Genomic DNA, 15267 nt, shown 5'->3' on the forward strand with positions numbered 1-15267 from the left:
CGATCAACTCGTCGATGGTGCTGTTCCGGTCCGCCGGGGCAGCACCATCGTCGTCACGACGGCCATGATGACGAGGATGACCGCGGCGGTCCCCAGGGCGGTGTGCATCCCGGTCATGAACGCCGATTTCGCCGTCTCGACGAGTTCGGTGTTGCCACCGGCTTCGGCGATCGCATCGGTCAGGGTGCCGCGGTAGGGAGAATCGTCGGGGCGAAGGGTCCGCGCGAAGACGACGGCGGCCAACGAGCCCAGCAACGCCAACCCGAGTGCCTGGCCGAGTTCGAAGGCGGTTTCGGAGATGCCCGACGCGGCGCCGGCGCGCTCGGGTGGCACCGATCCGACGGCGACCACCGACACGAGGCTGAAGGCGGTGCCGTAACCGATGCCGGCGATCGTCGTGCCCGCCAGGAACGCCCACAACCCGTCGTGGACGCCGGTCCACTGCAGCACGGCCATGCCGGTGGCGCAGACGGCGAGCGCGGTGATGAACGCCCCGCGCACCCCGAGGCGGGTGACGATCCGTGCCGATCCGAGCGAGAACGCGCACACCGTGGCGGCCATCGGGATGCCGAGCAGGGCCGCGTTGAGGGGATCGCGCCCGGTCACCGACTGCAGGTACTCGTTGATCAGATAGGTCGTGGCCGCCAGCGACATCATCGCGGCCAGGGTCGTGCAGATCGCGACGGCGAAGGTCGGGTTGCGGAGCAGCCGGATGTCGACGAGGGGATGCTCGGCGCGGATGCAATGCACCACGAAACCGACCAGCAGCGCAAGACTGAGGACGCCGACGGCGACCGCCGTCGCATTCACCCCCGAGAGGGCGGCGTGCTTGACGGTATAGACGGCACCGAGGATTCCGCCCACCGACAATCCGACACCCACCAGGTCGAAGGGGGCGTTGCCGGCGTCGGGGGCGCGCGAGTCGGCGGGTAGCAGCGGTGCGGCGAGCCACAGTGCGACGACGACCGGCACGTTGATGAGGAAGACCGAGCCCCACCAGTAGTGGTGCAGCAGCAGCCCGCCGACGATCGGACCCACCGCCGCGCCACCGGAGAAGGCCGCGGTCCACACGCCGATCGCCCGGGAGCGCTCGCGTTCCTCGGCGAACATCGTCGAGATGATCGCCAGGCTCGACGGGAGCAGGGTCGCGCCGCCGAACCCCATGAGCGCCCGTGCCGCGATCAGCATCGCGGGTCCCTGCGCGAAGGCGGCGAGCATCGAACCGGCGCCGAACACCGTGGCGCCGACGAGCAGCAGGCGCCGCCGACCCAGGCGGTCGCCGAGTGCGCCCATCGTGATCAGGAGCCCGGCGATCACGAAACTGTACGAGTCGAGGATCCACAGTGCGGCCGTCGGCGACGGGTCCAGATGTTTGGTCAGCTGCGGCATCGCGAGGAACAGGACCGAGACGTCCATCGACACCAACAGGACGGGCAGCAGGAGCACCCCCAGGCCCCACCATCGTCGGTTGCTGCTCACCGGGCCGAGGGTAGACGGTGCTCGACGCTTCGCTACATCGCGTGCGGATAGACGGTCAGCATGTGCGCACCGAACCACGAACTCAGCGCGATGACGCCGACCAGCACGGTGTTGCGCACCGCCGGTGTCTGGCGGGCAAGCACGTTCGCCACCGGGACGAGGAGGACGAAGGCCGGCAGCAGCAGCCGGGCCCGGCTCATCATCAGGCCGCTGGAGGCACAGATCGACACGGTCACCAGCGTGCCGTAGAGCAGCAGCGGCCACGGCGTGCGCGACGCGACGTTGACCGCGACGAGGACCAGGGTCGCGACGACGATCAACGACGTGGCCACCGGGGCGACCTCACCGGACTTGGTCAAGCTGTAGTTGACGAAGCGGAAGGTGGCGCGGCCCCAGTCGAACTGGGTGCCCCACCCGGCCGTTTGGATCTCGAACCACCCCAGCGGGGAACCGGTGTGCCGCCACACCACGCCGAGGTAGCCCAGATACCCCAGTGGTGCGACGAGGATCGCCGCCCATGCCGGCCAGCCACCGCGCTCGATGCCGGCCGCACCGGTCTTGCCGCGGGGGATTCCGGTGGCCGCCAGGAATGCCGCGAGCATGACGACGGCGATGATCACGATTCCGGTGGGCCGGACCAACCCGGCGGCGCAGGCGGTGAACCCCGCCAGCAACCACCGCTTCTCGATCACTCCCACCAGCGCCCATGCCACCAACGCGCAGAACAGCGCCTCGGTGTAGGCCATCGACAACACCACCGCCATCGGGGCGGCGGCGAACAGCACGAGCAAGGCGTAACCGGCCGCAGCGACCCGCTCCTCGTCGGCGTCGCGCCCCATCATCGTCGCGGCCGCCCACCGCCCGATCCGGGTCACCGCGACCGCCGCCAGTGCCCCCGAGGCGAGAGTCACGATGATGGCGCCCCCGTAGGCGTTGAGGCCGGGAAGCTTGGCCACCGCGCCGGCCAGATACGGATAGCCGGGAAAGAAGGCATATGCGGTGTCGGGGGTGTGGATGCCGTAGGCGTCGGTGTGCGACGACGGCACCGCGCCGTATCCGTACCGGGCGATCGCCACCATCCATCTGCCGTCCCACAACTGCAGGGTGGTGGGCAGCGACGTCCCGTGCAGATCGGCGAATCTGGCCAACACGGCCACCCCGATCAACCGGATCGCGAAGAAGGTCAGAATCGGCATGGCCCAGTCGGTGACGGCGTCGCGCGGCGCGATACGGCCGGGGGGCGGGGCCTTCTCGTCGGAATCGAGGTCGCCGGGTCGTGTGATGGACATTACGGCGATCGTATCGGCGAAGGTGGGCATGCGGAGCGCCAACGCTGGACCGGTAGACTCGGCTGTCGGCAACTCCCCAGGTGAAGAGAGGCAAACTCCGGTGGCGCTCGTAGTGCAGAAGTATGGCGGATCCTCGGTCGCAACGGCCGAGCGGATCCGCCGGGTCGCCGAGCGCATCGTGGAGACGCGGCGCCGCGGCGATGACGTCGTCGTGGTCGTGTCCGCGATGGGCGACACCACCGACGAGCTGCTGGATCTCGCCGAACAGGTGAACCCGGCGCCACCGCCGCGCGAGATGGACATGCTGCTGACCTCGGGTGAGCGCATCTCCAACGCACTGGTCGCGATGGCCATCGCCTCCCTGGGGGCCGAGGCGCAGTCGTTCACCGGCTCCCAGGCCGGCGTCATCACGACCAGCAGCCATGGCAAGGCCAAGATCATCGACGTCACGCCGGGGCGCGTCCGCAATGCCCTCGACGAGGGGAAGGTCGTCCTCGTCGCCGGGTTCCAGGGCGTCGCCCAGGACACCAAGGACGTCACGACACTGGGCCGGGGCGGCTCGGACACCACCGCCGTGGCCCTGGCCGCCGCCTTGAACGCCGACGTCTGCGAGATCTACACCGACGTCGACGGCATCTACACCGCCGACCCGCGCATCGTGCCCAACGCGCGCCACCTGCAGCACGTCTCCTTCGAGGAGATGCTGGAGATGGCGGCCGCCGGGGCCAAGGTGCTCATGCTGCGCTGCGTGGAATACGCGCGGCGTTACAACGTTCCCGTTCACGTGCGCTCGTCGTACTCGAACAAGCCCGGCACCCTGGTGACCGGATCGATGGAGGACATTCCCGTGGAAGAAGCGATTCTCACCGGCGTCGCACACGACCGCAGCGAGGCCAAGGTCACCGTCGTCGGACTCGACGACACCCCCGGTTCGGCCGGCAAGGTGTTCCGCGCCGTTGCCGACGCCGAGATCGACATCGACATGGTGCTGCAGAACATCTCGAAGGTGGAGACCGGCAAGACCGACATCACCTTCACCCTGCCGCGCGAGCTGGGCCCGGTGGCCGTGGAGCGCCTCAACGGGCTGCGCAACGACATCGGTTTCTCCGAGGTGCTCTACGACGACCACATCGGCAAGGTGTCGCTCGTCGGCGCCGGCATGCGCTCGCACCCCGGCGTCACCGCCACCTTCTGCGAGGCGCTGGCGAAGGCCGGGATCAACATCGAGCTGATCTCCACGTCGGAGATCCGCATCTCGGTCCTCATCCGCGACACCGACCTCGACGACGCGGTGCGCGTCCTGCACGAGGCCTTCGACCTAGGCGGCGACGAGGAAGCCGTCGTCTACGCCGGAACGGGGCGATAGCCATGGGTGCGAAGATCGGTGTGGTCGGCGCGACCGGGCAGGTCGGCGGCGTGATGCGGACCCTGCTGGCGCAGCGGGGCTTCCCGGCCGACGAGGTCCGCTTCTTCGCGTCGGCACGGTCGGCGGGCAAGAAGCTGCCGTGGGGCGACGGCGAGATCGTCGTCGAAGACGCGTCGACGGCCGACCCCAGCGGTCTGGACATCGCGCTGTTCTCCGCGGGCGCGACGATGTCGCGCGAGCAGGCACCCCGCTTCGCCGCGGCCGGTGTCACCGTCATCGACAACTCGTCGGCGTGGCGCAAAGACCCCGACGTTCCGCTGGTGGTCTCCGAGGTCAACGGCGAGTTGGCGAAGAACCCGCCCAAGGGCATCATCGCCAACCCGAACTGCACGACGATGGCCGCGATGCCGGTCCTCAAGCCGCTGCACGACGCGGTCGGCCTGCGCCGACTGATCGTCTCGTCCTACCAAGCGGTGTCCGGCAGTGGCCTGGCCGGGGTGGCGGAGTTGGCCACCCAGGTGCGGGCGGTGGCGCCCGAGGCGGAGAAGCTCGTCTACGACGGGTCGTCGGTGCAGTTCCCGGAACCGGTGAAGTACGTCGCGCCGATCGCGTTCGACGTCATCCCGCTGGCCGGGGCGCTCGTCGACGACGGGTCCGAGGAGACCGACGAGGACCAGAAGCTGCGCAACGAGTCGCGCAAAATCCTCGGGCTTCCCGAGCTTCTGGTGAGCGGCACCTGCGTGCGGGTCCCGGTGTTCACCGGGCACTCCCTGTCGATCAACGCCGAGTTCGACCAGTCGATCAGTCCCGACCAGGCCCGCACGATTCTGGCCGACGCCGCGGGCGTCGAGCTCGTCGACGTGCCGACCCCGCTGGCCGCGGCCGGCAAGGACGTGTCGCTGGTCGGCCGGATCCGGCAGGACCCGGGCGCTCCCGACGGAAAGGGCCTGGCCCTGTTCGTCTCCGGCGACAACCTCCGCAAGGGCGCTGCCCTCAACACCATTCAGATCGCCGAACTGCTGGTCTGAGTCGGGCGACTCTCCTCAGGGAACCTGCCGGTAGCTCACCATGACCCGGCGCGCCTCGAACGCGGCGTTCGCGTGGTCGATGGCGGCAATCATGCCCGACGACGCCGGTGCGGTACTCAACACGACGATCTCCACCGCCTTGTAGTTGCGGATCCCCGCTTTCCGGAGATCGCGGCGGATGAAGCCCGTCCGCATGCGCATGTCGAACCCGTGGAGGCGGCGGTGGAAGAGGTCGAGGACGGCGGCGTCGCTCGCCCCAGCTGGGAGTAGGTCGTCGTTGCGCATTTCCAGCCGCAGCCACTTGCTGTGCCGGTCGAAATCGGCCCCGTCCGGTAGCGAGATGTCGCGCGGGTAGGTCGGTTGCGGCACGAACAGCGGTTGCGGCGCTGATGGTGGGGCGGCAGTGGTGGGGACGGACAGGGCGACCACCACGAATTCCCGGTCGATCAGTCCATCGAAGGTTTCCCCGCCGAGTAGTTCGTCGAACACGGTGATGTGCGCGGTCTCGTCGTCGCCGGCCCTCGCCGTCCCAGCCGGGCGCCGATGGACATCACGCAGGGGTCCATCGTCATCGGTTCGACGACGACGTCGCGGCCCACCTGGGCGAAACCTGCTTGGCCCGGTGCAATCAGGTTGAACAGCACGGTGGGACCGCCGACGCCCAGTTCGTCCAAGTGGGTATCAGCGACGATGCCCAACGATGTCTTCCACCCCATGTGTACCAACCTAAATGTTCTGTCGTCTCGGAGCAGACGGGAGGTGGTTACGGGCTCGGCCGCGGTGAGCCCGGTAGGACACTAAGCTGGCTGCATGAGCGATGACGACCAGTGGTTCTACGAGATCTCGACCGGCAAGGTGACCCGCGGCAAGCAGGGCAGTGTGCTCGACCGCATGGGGCCCTACCCCGACGAGGCGACCGCGCGTCGCGCGCTGGAGATCGCCCGGGAGCGCAATGAAGCCGCCGACGCGGCCGACGATGAAGATTGACGGCTCCGCCGTCGGCGAAGACTGACGGCTCCGCCGTCGGCGACGATTGACGGCTCCGCCGTCGGCGAAGATTGACGGCGCCAGCACATAACGCCAGGCCGTCGAGCGGGTTGCAATAGGGGCACGCCCGGTGACGATCGCGGCACGGTGCTTTCGAAACGCGAGAATCCCCGGTTAACGTGCCGATATGCGCCAGATCGTTGTCCGTGCGCCCCGCCGTGTTCGCCGGGTCGCTCTCGCGACCGTTGCGTCGACGGTGCTCGCCGCCGCGGTGACGGCCACCCTGCCGTTCGCGCAGGCCGCAGACTTCTACACACCGCCCGCCCAGGTGGGGCCGGCGGCATCGCAACCCGGCGTACTCGTCCGGACCCAGCCGATGCCCAGCATCCTCCCGGGACGGGCGACCCGGATCATGTACATGACCAGCTACCAGGACGAGGACCCGGTGGCCGCGACCGGCGTCGTCGTCGAACCCGGCGTGCCGTGGGGCGGCGGCGGACCGCGCCCGACGGTGGTCATCGGTCCGGGCACGTCCGGCCAGGGCGACCAGTGCGCCCCGTCGAAAAACATGGGCAGCCCCATCGGGATCGACCCGGGCAAGCGGAGTGTCGCGCTCAACTACGTCGCGCCGGAGGCATTGCTCTACCTGAACAACGGTGTGCGGGTCGTGATCGTCGACTACATCGGGATGGGCACCCCCGGCGTGCACACGTACTTGAACCGCGCCGAGCAGGGATACGCGATGATCGACGCCGCGCGGGCGGCCCTGAAACTGGCCAACGCGCCCGGAGATGCGCCGATCGGATTCTCCGGCTACTCGCAGGGCGGCGGGGCGGCCGCCGCGGCCGCCGAACTCGTCGGCGCCTATGCCCCCGAACTCGACGTGCGCGCCACCTATGCCGGCGCCCCGACTGCCGATTTGATCAGCGTGATTCGTAAGTTCGACGGCGGTCGCAACGCCGGGTCGATCGGCTACGTGTTGAACGGGCTGGCGGTGCGCTACCCGAAGCTGGGGCCCATCCTCGACCGCGAACTCAACCCGGCCGGCAAGGCGATGCTCGCCGCCGTCGCCAACCAGTGCGTGGTCGATACCGGCAACGCCTACGGATTCCGCCGGAGCAACCTCTGGACGACATCGGGACTGTCCATCGGCGACCTCGTCATGCGGACCCCGGCGCTGCTCAAAGCCTTCGACGACCAGCGCATCGGCACCAAGCGGCCCACCGCGCCGGTGCTGCTGGAGGGGGCGCCGGCCGACGACGTGGTGCCCTACGGGCAGGTGCGACGGCTCTACGACGAGTGGCGCGCCAAGGGTGCGGCGGTGACGATCCTGACCGACGGCACGCCGCCGATACTGCCCGGAACCGGTGCCACGCACATCCTGGCGATGCCGCCCAACCTGGTCCCCGGCGCCAACTACATCCTGTCGGCGTTCGCGGGGTAGCCGAGCCCGCAACCGGGCTTGTGTGCGTGTCCGTTGTGGGAGGATTCCGTCCATGACACGGGCTGGAAAATGGCTTACCGCCGTCGGTGCGGTGATCCTCGTCGCGGGTGTGGTCGGCGGGGTGCTCCTCGCGGTCAACGGCTTCCGGTCGGTCTTGGCATTCGAGGACGAGGAGATCAAGGTCAACGGGCCGGGCAACTCGATCACCCATCACTTCGACGCCGGGGAGAAGATCGCGCTGTACACCTACGGAGCCAACGGCGTCTACGTCGGGCCGACGCCGAAATGCGACGTCACCGGTCCGGCACCCCTGAAGCCGGGGAGCTCGGTCGTCAGTTCGGTGACGGTCAACCAGCGGTCCAGGATCTCGTTCGCCTCGTTCGTCGTCGAACAGTCGGGGCAGTACCGGTTCACCTGCGACCAGAGCGGCGTGACCATCGCCCCGCCGCTGTCCTCGGTCGGCATCCTCGGCGGTGTCGGGGGAATCTTCCTGGCTGTCTTCGCCGGGATCATCGGCGTGGTCCTCCTGCTCGTCGGGATCGTGCTGTGGGTCGTCGGCCGCGGTCGCGCGCGGTCGGCGCCGGTGGGGCCGCAGACCGACGACCCGAAGGCAGAGAGCTGACCGTGCGGGCATCACTCCTCGCAGTCCTCGCCGGACTGCTCGTCCTCGCCGTGCCGGTGGCCCCGCACGGCCACGCCACCCCGGGCGTCGACGTCGGGCCCCCGGGCACCTCCCTCATGCACGGCGACTTGGCGTCGACCGACTCGACACCGTTCCGCGGTCCGGGTCGAGGGACCCGCCTCACCGGCTCCTCGGTTCCCGGCGGTGCCTGCGCGGCGACCTTCGTCGGCCGCGACGGCATCCCGGTGTCGTTGTGCACCCAGTTCCTCGGGGCGGGCGGCTTCGCCGTTCGGACCGTCACCCTGTTCCATCCGCGCACCGCAGCGGTGCTGGCGCGGCTGCCGCTGACCAAGGGTGGGCTGCTCGGCGGGGTGTACGGATACCTCGACGCCCAGGACCGGGTCGTCGTCGCCGACGGGTCGGGGGCCATCGTGCGCGTCGCCCACCGGGGCGGCCTGGTTGCGCCGCGGCTGTTCGTCGCCGACCGGGTCTCGCTGGCCGGGCACCTGCCGCACGGCGACGCCGTCACCGGCCTGGCGCCCGACTACCAGGGCCGCGTCTGGTTCGTCACCACCCACGGCGTCGTCGGGACGGTGACGACGGTCCGCGGACGCCCCCGGGTGGCGTCGGTCCGGCTGCCGCGCGGCGAACAACTCGGCAACGGGCTGTCGGTGCGTCCGCAGGGCGTGTCGGTGCTGACCACCCATGCGCTCTACGAGATGACGGCGGCGGCCGACGGGGTGCCGCGCACCCGGTGGCGCCGGGCCTATGACCGCGGGTCGGCGCGCAAGCCCGGCCAGCTGACCTGGGGATCGGGCACCACCCCCACCTACTTCGGGCCCGGCGGAAGCCAATGGGTCGCCATCGTCGACAACGCCGACCACGCGCCCCACCTGCTGGTCTACCGCAGCGACGACGGTGCGCCGGTCTGCCGGATGCGGGCCTTCGTCCGCAGCGGCCCCGGCACCGAGAACTCGATCCTCGCCCGCGGCAACTCGTTGGTCATCCCCAGCACCTACGGCTACCAGTACCCGCCGCAGGCGGTGACGGGTCCGGCGAACCCGTCGTCGGCGACCTTCGTCGGCGGATCGACCCGCGTCGACGTCTCCGCGACGGGGTGTCGGCGGGTGTGGGAGAACGGCGACCGCATCGCGACGCTCCCGCGTCTGGCCCGCGGCGACGGGGTGGTCTACGCGTTGGGCTACGGCCCGGTCGTGCCCGGCGTCCCGCAACAGGTCGGGCCGGTCTATCTGATCGGCAGCGACTTCGCGACGGGGCGGCGCGTGGTCACGCTGCCGGTGGGCGACGGCCCGATCGACGAGCCGATGGAGTTGACCGGCACCATCACGCCCCAGGGGACGCTGTGGCAGGCCACCCTGGGCCGGATGCTGCGGATCAGCCGGCGCTGAGCCGCACCGCTACTCGAACAGCGTCTGCCCCAGGTACTCGTCGTCGGAGCGCACCCCCGGCGGGATGGCGAACACCGCGGACCCGATCGGCGTCGTCCAGGTGTTGAGCGCATCGGCCTCGGCGAGGCGCCGTTGCACCGGCAGGAACTGCTCTACGACGTCGCGCTGGTAGGCGACGAAAATCAGTCCGGCCTCGCTGGTCCGGCCGGGCGGCGGCGGGTCGTCGTAGTTGTAGGCCTGCCGCAGGAAGCGCTCGGCGGGGGTTCGCGCGTGGGCGCGCGCGATGTGCGCGTTGGCGGGGATGATCGGGATCCCTTCGCGGGTCCGGGTGAAGTCGGGTTCGTCGTGCTCGGACGTGCCGGTCAGCGGCGCCCCGTTGTCCTGCCGCCGCCCCATCGTCAGGTCGCGGGCGTCGGGGTCGAGCTCGTCCCAGGTGTCCAGCAACATTCGGATGCGGCGCACCACCATCGTCGTGCCCCCGGCGAACCAGGGCTGGGCGGTGCCGTCGTGCCAGACGAGGCCGTCCAGGTCGGGGCCGGGCGCCGGGTTGACCGTCCCGTCGAGGTGGCCCATGAGGTTGCGCATGGTCTGGCCGGACGGATGCGTGCCGACGGCGTGCCGGAATCCCCGCTGCGACCAGCGCAGCGTCGCCAGGGTGCGCACGTTTTTGCCCAACACCCGCACGGCGTGGGCGAGGGTCACCGGGTCGTCGCTGCCGACGCGCAGCAGTAAATCGCCGCCACTCCAGCGCGGCTCGAGTCGGTCGATGCGCAGCGGCGGGAGCGGCGTGACCGAGGCGGGCCGGCGGTCGGCCCGGCCGACCCGGTCGAAAAAGGTCGGGCCGAATCCCACCGTCACCGTCAGGCGCGCCGGGGCGTGCGCCAACTCCGGTTCGGTGTCGGCGAGGGCGGGTGTCCCGGCAGTCAGGCGGGCGGCATCGGTGGTCCACAGCCGCAGCAGCGCCATCGCCTCGTCGGCACCCAGGCCGGGCCGCAGATCGAGGGCGAGGAACTGTGCGTGGGCCTGCGGGGCGGTCGCCACGCCGGCCTGGTGCGTGCCGAAGAAGGGGACGGTCGGGGAGTGGTGGTCGGGTCGGCTCGCGGCCGAGGCGGCCGCGGCACCGACCCCGGCCGCCCCGAGCACGGCGGCGCTCCCGGTGAGGAGTCGCCGCCGGCTCAGACCCGACCGCGGTGCGGTCGAGTCGGACACGTCAGTGCCCGTAACTCTCGTTGGCGCCGGGGAAGTCCCGGGCCTGCGCGGTGAAGTCGACCGACGTCCCGTCGCCGAGCACGAGCGTGATCGACACGTTCTGGCCCGCGGTGACGGGCTTGGGCAGGTCGAACAGCATGATGTGGTCGCCGCCGGGTTTGAGGGTTGCGGTGCCGCCCGGCGGGATCGCCAGACCGCCCTGTTTGGGCCGCATCTGCATGGCGCCGGCCACCGGCACCACCTCGTGGATCTCGGTGCGCCCGGCCGACGGCGAGGAGGCCGACACGACGCGGACGGTTTGCGTTCCGTTGTTGGTCAGGGTGCCAAAGGCCGCGGTCATTCCCGACGGGGCGGCCTTGACCCACTGGTCGGTGATGGTCAACGGCGCGGCATCGTCGTTGCCGCAGCCGGCGAGGATGCCCGCCGTCGCGACGGCGGTGAGGACAGTCGCCGCCCATCGGCGTCGACGGGGGGTGGACAGGATTGATGAAGACATGCGGAAGTCACTTCCCAAGGGCTGGTGGGTATGCCGGCGGTGCCGACCCCGGTGGGACGGCGGTGCCGGGCGGAAAGGTGTGGCGGATGCGTCAGTGCGCGGGCAGGGCCGGTGGGCCGCGTGTCGGCAGTCGGGTGCCGAGGAGGAACTGCGCCAGGCCGGTGGGGGTGGGCCAGCCGCGCGGCTGGTCGTCGGGGTCGGCGGCGACGGGGACTGCGGTCGGGCCCACCAGTGCGTCGGCCGTCGAACCGATCAGCGCGACGAGGCGTTCACCCAGCCACAGCGACAGCCCCACGGCGACGGCGGCCGCGGTGTGGTGCACCGCCATGGTCGGCGTCCAGGCCGTGCTGTGCCCGGCGGTGGCGGCCAACAGCAGGTGGCCGAAAAACTGCCCTACCAATAATCCGGCGATGAGGCCGGGGAGGCGACCCGACGCGCGGGCCGCCAACACGCCGACCGTCGCACCGAAGCCGGCCAGAAGGATCAACGACCCCGACGAGGGCAGGGAGGCACCCGCGCTGACATGCGCAAGGACGGCCGCACCCGAGCAGACGACCCCGGCCACCGCGCCGCGCGCACGGCGGGTCGTCGGGGTCGGAGTCGTCATGGATCTCAGGATAGCCCGGTATCGCCCACCCGCCGACGCGGCGTCGGTGGCAGTATCGAAGGCATGACCGTCCCCGACGACGATCCGGACCGGATCCCCACCCAGGCCGAACTGGACGCCATGGACCTGGCCGAGATGACCCGATCCTCAGGCGAGTCCGACATCCGGTACCCGCTGCCCGACGACGAGCCCGGAGCGGCACCGGCCGCCTTGGCGCGAGACGCCTGGGTGTGCTGGTGGATCAGCGCGGCCGCGGGGATCGCCTCGGCGGTGTACCTGCTGCTCAACATCGGATCGCTCTCCGACGCGCTGCAGGGCCGCCTGCGCGCCGACATGGAACAGGCGATCGCCGAGGCGGCGTCCCGGGTGGACAAGGTCTCCAACCCGCCGAAGATGCCGCCCGACGAGTTCCACGGCCTGGCCCACTTCCTGCCGCCGGTGATGCTCGTCGCGCTGGTCTTCCTGCTCGTCGTCCAGTTCCTGCTGCTGCGCGCGGTCTCGGTCCACCACAGCCGCAACTCGCGCAACATCTTCCTGGCCACGGTGTTGATCACGCTGGTGTGCATCCCCACCGGGATGGATCTGCTGGACTTCGCCAACGCCGCCCCGACGATGGTGATCATCGGATGGATCCAGTTCGGCGCCCTGCTGCTGGCCGGGTTGTGCACGCTGCGCCCGGTGGTCAACCGGTGGTTGCCGACCGGGCGTTCGCTGCTCCCGTCGAAGATGGTGCGCCAAGGCGGCGTTTGACCGAGACGACGAGGATGCCGCTGCCAACCTTGCGCGTCAGAAACCCACCACATGGACGTCCACCGACAGATGTCCACCGATAGATGGAGGAATGAAGAATGAGTGTTGAGGTTGCCTACCGAGTTTCGTCGACCGCCACCGGCGGCGGACGCGACGGCCACGTGGCGTCCGAACCCGGTCGTATCAATCTTGATCTTCAACCGCCCGTCGAGCTCGGCGGCAGCGGCAACGGCGCCAACCCGGAGGAGCTGTTCTCCGCCGGCTACGCCGCCTGTTTCCTCGGGGCGCTGCGCCTCGTCGCGAAGAACGCGAAGGTCGCCATCCCCGACGCGACGACGGTCACGGTGACCGCCGGCATCGGCAAGGACCTCGAGGACAACGGGTTCGGCCTCGTCGCCGATATCGCCGTGGCGCTGCCGGGTCTGGATCAGGCGCAGGCAGATGAATTGGCGCAGGCCGCGCATGGTTTCTGCCCGTATTCGAAGGCCACCAAGGGCAATATCGCGCACACGGTGACCGCCACGGTGTGAGCCACATCTCGATCGGCCGCAGGCGGCTTGCGCCGCCTGCGGTACCGTGATGTCTCGTGAACCAAGCGAATCTGATCTCGGGTGGACTGCCGCTGCTGCTGGTGGCGGTGACGATCGCCGTCCTGGCGTTCATCGCCTACCGCCGCCGTGAGTCGAAGGCCCTGACCCGTGACGCCGCGCTGGCGCGAGACCTGCGCGATGCGGCCGGTGGCGACGCCGTCCGCCTGGCCGCGGTCGACGAATTCGAAACCGCGATCTATCAGCGGCTGTTCTACGCCTCGACGGTCGGACCGAAGATCCGGGCGTCGGCCTTCTCGCTGCTGGGCCTCGCGCTCTCGCTCGGCCTGGCCGTCGTCCTCGCGCCGCTCGACGGGTTCACCGCCACCACCGCGAAAACCATCGCGGCCGTGCTCGCCGTCGGATTCGGCCTCGCCACCGTCGCGTTCGCAGCGTGGGCGGTCTACCACGCGGTGAGCACCCCGCGGGTCTCCTTCGCCGAGTCCTACGCCGACGCAGACGACGACGAATAGACCATGATCGACGACGGCCCGCTGTGGTCGAGAGTGTCGCGCCGACCACGGGAGTTCGTGGTCCTGGGCGCGGTGGTCGTCGTCGCCATCCTCGTCGTGGCGTGGACGCTGGTCGGCGATTCCGCCGACCGGCCCGCCAGTACCGCCGGATCGGGGCCGTACTCGACGGCGCTGGGCAACCCGAACGAACCCGATGCCGTCCTCACCAGCCGGGCGACCTTCCCGGCCTCGTCCTCGGCGATCCTGGTCCGTGACGACGCGGCACCCGACGTCCTCGCCCGCAGTGCGCAGGCGGCCCAGGAGCGGCGGGTGCCGCTGCTCGACGTCGGACCGACGTCGGTCCAGCCGGTGCGCAACGAACTCGCCCGCCTCGGCGCGACCTCGGTCGCCGCGATCGACCCGGCTACCATCCCCGACGTCGGCGTCGGCGTCAGCGGCCTGGACGGATTGCGCAGCCCCTCGTCGGCGCCGATCACCGATCCGACGCTGGTCCTGATCTCCGCCGGCCGCGGCAGTGAGCCCGCGCGGGCGACGGCGGTCGCGGCGGGTGCGGTGGCCGCCGTGGTGAACGGCACCGACCTGCTGACCAACGGTGACGCCGTCGACTTCGTCAAGCGCCACAACCCGGGACGGGTGATCGGGATCGGTGGACAGTTCGGCACGCCCGCGCTGCTCTCGTCGCATGTCGAGGCCGCCCGGCATGCGCCGGAACTGCCCGGTGGCGGCTACACGCTGTTCCCGGGGCGGCGGATGGTCGCGCTGTACGGATCGCCCGGCGCCCCGGCCCTCGGTCCGCTGGGCCGTCAAAACCTCCCCGCGTCCATCGCCCGGGCCCAGCGGCTGGCGCAGAGTTACCAGCCGTTCAGCAAGGAGAAGGTGATCCCGGCCTTCGAGATCATCGTGACCGTCGCCTCGGCGTCGCCGGGGGTGGGCAACAAATACACCAATGTCATCGACCCCAAGACGATCCTCCCGTGGGTCGTCGAGGCGGGCAAGGCCGGCGTGTACGTGACCCTCGACCTGCAGCCGGGGCGCGCGGATTTCCTCAGCCAGGCCAAGATGTACACCGAGCTGCTCAAGTACCCGCATGTCGGGTTGGCGCTCGACTCGGAATGGCGTCTCAAGCCGAACCAGGTGCACCTGACGCAGATCGGCTCGGTGGAGGCGGCGGAGGTCAACCGCGTCGCCGACTGGTTGGCGGCCCTGGTCCGCGACAACCGGCTCCCGCAGAAGCTGTTCGTCCTGCACCAGTTCGACTCGGACATGCTCGCCAACCGCAACCGGATCTCCACCGCCAACCCCGAGCTCGCCGTGATGATCCACGCCGACGGACACGGCACGCCGCCGGTCAAAATGTCGACGTGGAACCGGCTCCTGACAGGCCTGCAGCCCGGCATCGTGATGGGCTGGAAGAACTTCTACACCGAGGACCATCCGACGTTCTCGCCGCAGCAGACGATGGCCGTGCGACCGGCACCGTGGTTCGTCTCGTATCAGTGAGCCGGGTCGGGGTGGGCCGAT

Annotated in this window: 17 protein-coding genes; 10 read left to right on the forward strand and 7 right to left on the reverse strand. The window is 70.2% G+C overall.

Features of this window, described 5'->3' with window-relative positions; genetic code table 11:
* Nucleotides 1–3: 3 nt before the first annotated feature.
* Nucleotides 4–1416 (reverse strand): MFS transporter, encoded by a 1413-nt coding sequence (locus nbrcactino_RS02795; RefSeq protein ID WP_186343353.1) that lies wholly within the window; start codon nt 1414–1416, stop codon nt 4–6.
* A 95-nt stretch (nt 1417–1511) separates the two neighbouring features.
* Nucleotides 1512–2768 (reverse strand): putative hexosyltransferase, encoded by a 1257-nt coding sequence (locus nbrcactino_RS02800; protein WP_228460650.1) that lies wholly within the window; start codon nt 2766–2768, stop codon nt 1512–1514.
* Between the two features lie 100 nt (nt 2769–2868).
* On the opposite strand from nbrcactino_RS02800, the gene nbrcactino_RS02805 reads away from it, so the two are divergent.
* Entirely contained in the window at nt 2869–4134 is a 1266-nt protein-coding gene (locus tag nbrcactino_RS02805) for an aspartate kinase (protein WP_161925978.1), read from the forward strand.
* A 2-nt stretch (nt 4135–4136) separates the two neighbouring features.
* Nucleotides 4137–5162, forward strand: a complete 1026-nt coding sequence (locus tag nbrcactino_RS02810; RefSeq protein WP_161925979.1) for an aspartate-semialdehyde dehydrogenase — start codon at nt 4137–4139, stop codon at nt 5160–5162.
* A 15-nt stretch (nt 5163–5177) separates the two neighbouring features.
* Here nbrcactino_RS02810 and nbrcactino_RS02815 read toward each other — a convergent pair whose 3' ends face one another.
* Both nbrcactino_RS02815 and nbrcactino_RS02820 read right to left on the reverse strand, forming a co-directional pair.
* On the reverse strand, nt 5178–5651 hold the full coding sequence (locus nbrcactino_RS02815) for a lysozyme family protein (RefSeq protein ID WP_161925980.1): 474 nt from the start codon (nt 5649–5651) through the stop codon (nt 5178–5180).
* Complete coding sequence (locus nbrcactino_RS02820; RefSeq protein WP_161925981.1) at nt 5609–5878, reverse strand: hypothetical protein; 270 nt, start codon at nt 5876–5878, stop codon at nt 5609–5611. Before nbrcactino_RS02820 ends, nbrcactino_RS02815 begins: the two co-directional genes overlap by 43 nt.
* 94 nt (nt 5879–5972) lie before the next feature.
* Between nbrcactino_RS02820 and nbrcactino_RS17990 the strand changes: the two genes are divergently transcribed.
* The 4 genes from nbrcactino_RS17990 to nbrcactino_RS02835 all read left to right on the forward strand — a co-directional run bounded on the left by nbrcactino_RS17990 (nt 5973) and on the right by nbrcactino_RS02835 (nt 9624).
* Entirely contained in the window at nt 5973–6149 is a 177-nt protein-coding gene (locus nbrcactino_RS17990) for a hypothetical protein (protein WP_186343293.1), read from the forward strand.
* 187 nt (nt 6150–6336) lie between these two features.
* Nucleotides 6337–7593 (forward strand): lipase family protein, encoded by a 1257-nt coding sequence (locus nbrcactino_RS02825; RefSeq protein ID WP_161925982.1) that lies wholly within the window; start codon nt 6337–6339, stop codon nt 7591–7593.
* A gap of 52 nt (nt 7594–7645) precedes the next feature.
* Nucleotides 7646–8215 carry a hypothetical protein gene (locus tag nbrcactino_RS02830; protein ID WP_161925983.1) on the forward strand — a complete coding sequence of 190 codons (570 nt, stop codon included), beginning with the start codon at nt 7646–7648 and terminating at the stop codon, nt 8213–8215.
* Between the two features lie 2 nt (nt 8216–8217).
* On the forward strand, nt 8218–9624 hold the full coding sequence (locus tag nbrcactino_RS02835; protein ID WP_161925984.1) for a hypothetical protein: 1407 nt from the start codon (nt 8218–8220) through the stop codon (nt 9622–9624).
* 9 nt (nt 9625–9633) lie between these two features.
* On the opposite strand, the gene nbrcactino_RS02840 is transcribed toward nbrcactino_RS02835, so the two are convergent.
* The 3 genes from nbrcactino_RS02840 to nbrcactino_RS02850 all read right to left on the reverse strand — a co-directional run bounded on the left by nbrcactino_RS02840 (nt 9634) and on the right by nbrcactino_RS02850 (nt 11936).
* Complete coding sequence (locus nbrcactino_RS02840) at nt 9634–10833, reverse strand: Dyp-type peroxidase (RefSeq protein WP_161925985.1); 1200 nt, start codon at nt 10831–10833, stop codon at nt 9634–9636.
* Between the two features lies 1 nt (nt 10834).
* A complete protein-coding gene (locus nbrcactino_RS02845; protein WP_161925986.1) occupies nt 10835–11329 on the reverse strand; it encodes a copper chaperone PCu(A)C in 495 nt (164 codons plus the stop codon).
* Between the two features lie 91 nt (nt 11330–11420).
* Nucleotides 11421–11936 (reverse strand): hypothetical protein, encoded by a 516-nt coding sequence (locus tag nbrcactino_RS02850; protein ID WP_161925987.1) that lies wholly within the window; start codon nt 11934–11936, stop codon nt 11421–11423.
* Nucleotides 11937–11999: 63 nt separating this feature from the next.
* Between nbrcactino_RS02850 and nbrcactino_RS02855 the strand changes: the two genes are divergently transcribed.
* From nbrcactino_RS02855 to nbrcactino_RS02870, 4 genes are all read left to right on the forward strand, one after another.
* Nucleotides 12000–12686: a hypothetical protein gene (locus tag nbrcactino_RS02855; RefSeq protein ID WP_161925988.1), complete on the forward strand. Its 687-nt coding sequence runs from the start codon at nt 12000–12002 to the stop codon at nt 12684–12686.
* A gap of 98 nt (nt 12687–12784) precedes the next feature.
* The gene (locus nbrcactino_RS02860; RefSeq protein WP_161925989.1) at nt 12785–13216 is read left to right on the forward strand and encodes an organic hydroperoxide resistance protein; all 432 of its coding nucleotides are present in this window, start codon (nt 12785–12787) and stop codon (nt 13214–13216) included.
* A 56-nt stretch (nt 13217–13272) separates the two neighbouring features.
* Nucleotides 13273–13746, forward strand: coding sequence for a hypothetical protein (locus tag nbrcactino_RS02865; protein ID WP_161925990.1), 474 nt, complete (start codon nt 13273–13275; stop codon nt 13744–13746).
* A gap of 3 nt (nt 13747–13749) precedes the next feature.
* The gene (locus nbrcactino_RS02870) at nt 13750–15246 is read left to right on the forward strand and encodes a hypothetical protein (protein WP_228460651.1); all 1497 of its coding nucleotides are present in this window, start codon (nt 13750–13752) and stop codon (nt 15244–15246) included.
* Nucleotides 15247–15267: the final 21 nt, after the last annotated feature.

It is taken from the genome of Gordonia crocea, from assembly GCF_009932435.1.
Lineage (GTDB): Bacteria > Actinomycetota > Actinomycetes > Mycobacteriales > Mycobacteriaceae > Gordonia > Gordonia crocea.

Bases quoted from the DNA above. Each gene is read 5' to 3' on its own strand.
- nbrcactino_RS02855 (WP_161925988.1), top strand. From the start codon at position 12,000: ATGACCGTCCCCGACGACGATCCGGACCGGATCCCCACCCAGGCCGAA.
- nbrcactino_RS02825 (WP_161925982.1), top strand. From the start codon at position 6,337: ATGCGCCAGATCGTTGTCCGTGCGCCCCGCCGTGTTCGCCGGGTCGCT.
- nbrcactino_RS17990 (WP_186343293.1), top strand. From the start codon at position 5,973: ATGAGCGATGACGACCAGTGGTTCTACGAGATCTCGACCGGCAAGGTG.
- nbrcactino_RS02850 (WP_161925987.1), bottom strand. From the start codon at position 11,936: ATGACGACTCCGACCCCGACGACCCGCCGTGCGCGCGGCGCGGTGGCC.
- nbrcactino_RS02845 (WP_161925986.1), bottom strand. From the start codon at position 11,329: ATGTCTTCATCAATCCTGTCCACCCCCCGTCGACGCCGATGGGCGGCG.
- nbrcactino_RS02810 (WP_161925979.1), top strand. From the start codon at position 4,137: ATGGGTGCGAAGATCGGTGTGGTCGGCGCGACCGGGCAGGTCGGCGGC.
- nbrcactino_RS02860 (WP_161925989.1), top strand. From the start codon at position 12,785: ATGAGTGTTGAGGTTGCCTACCGAGTTTCGTCGACCGCCACCGGCGGC.
- nbrcactino_RS02870 (WP_228460651.1), top strand. From the start codon at position 13,750: ATGATCGACGACGGCCCGCTGTGGTCGAGAGTGTCGCGCCGACCACGG.
- nbrcactino_RS02820 (WP_161925981.1), bottom strand. From the start codon at position 5,878: ATGGGGTGGAAGACATCGTTGGGCATCGTCGCTGATACCCACTTGGAC.
- nbrcactino_RS02830 (WP_161925983.1), top strand. From the start codon at position 7,646: ATGACACGGGCTGGAAAATGGCTTACCGCCGTCGGTGCGGTGATCCTC.
- nbrcactino_RS02800 (WP_228460650.1), bottom strand. From the start codon at position 2,768: ATGTCCATCACACGACCCGGCGACCTCGATTCCGACGAGAAGGCCCCG.
- nbrcactino_RS02795 (WP_186343353.1), bottom strand. From the start codon at position 1,416: ATGGACGTCTCGGTCCTGTTCCTCGCGATGCCGCAGCTGACCAAACAT.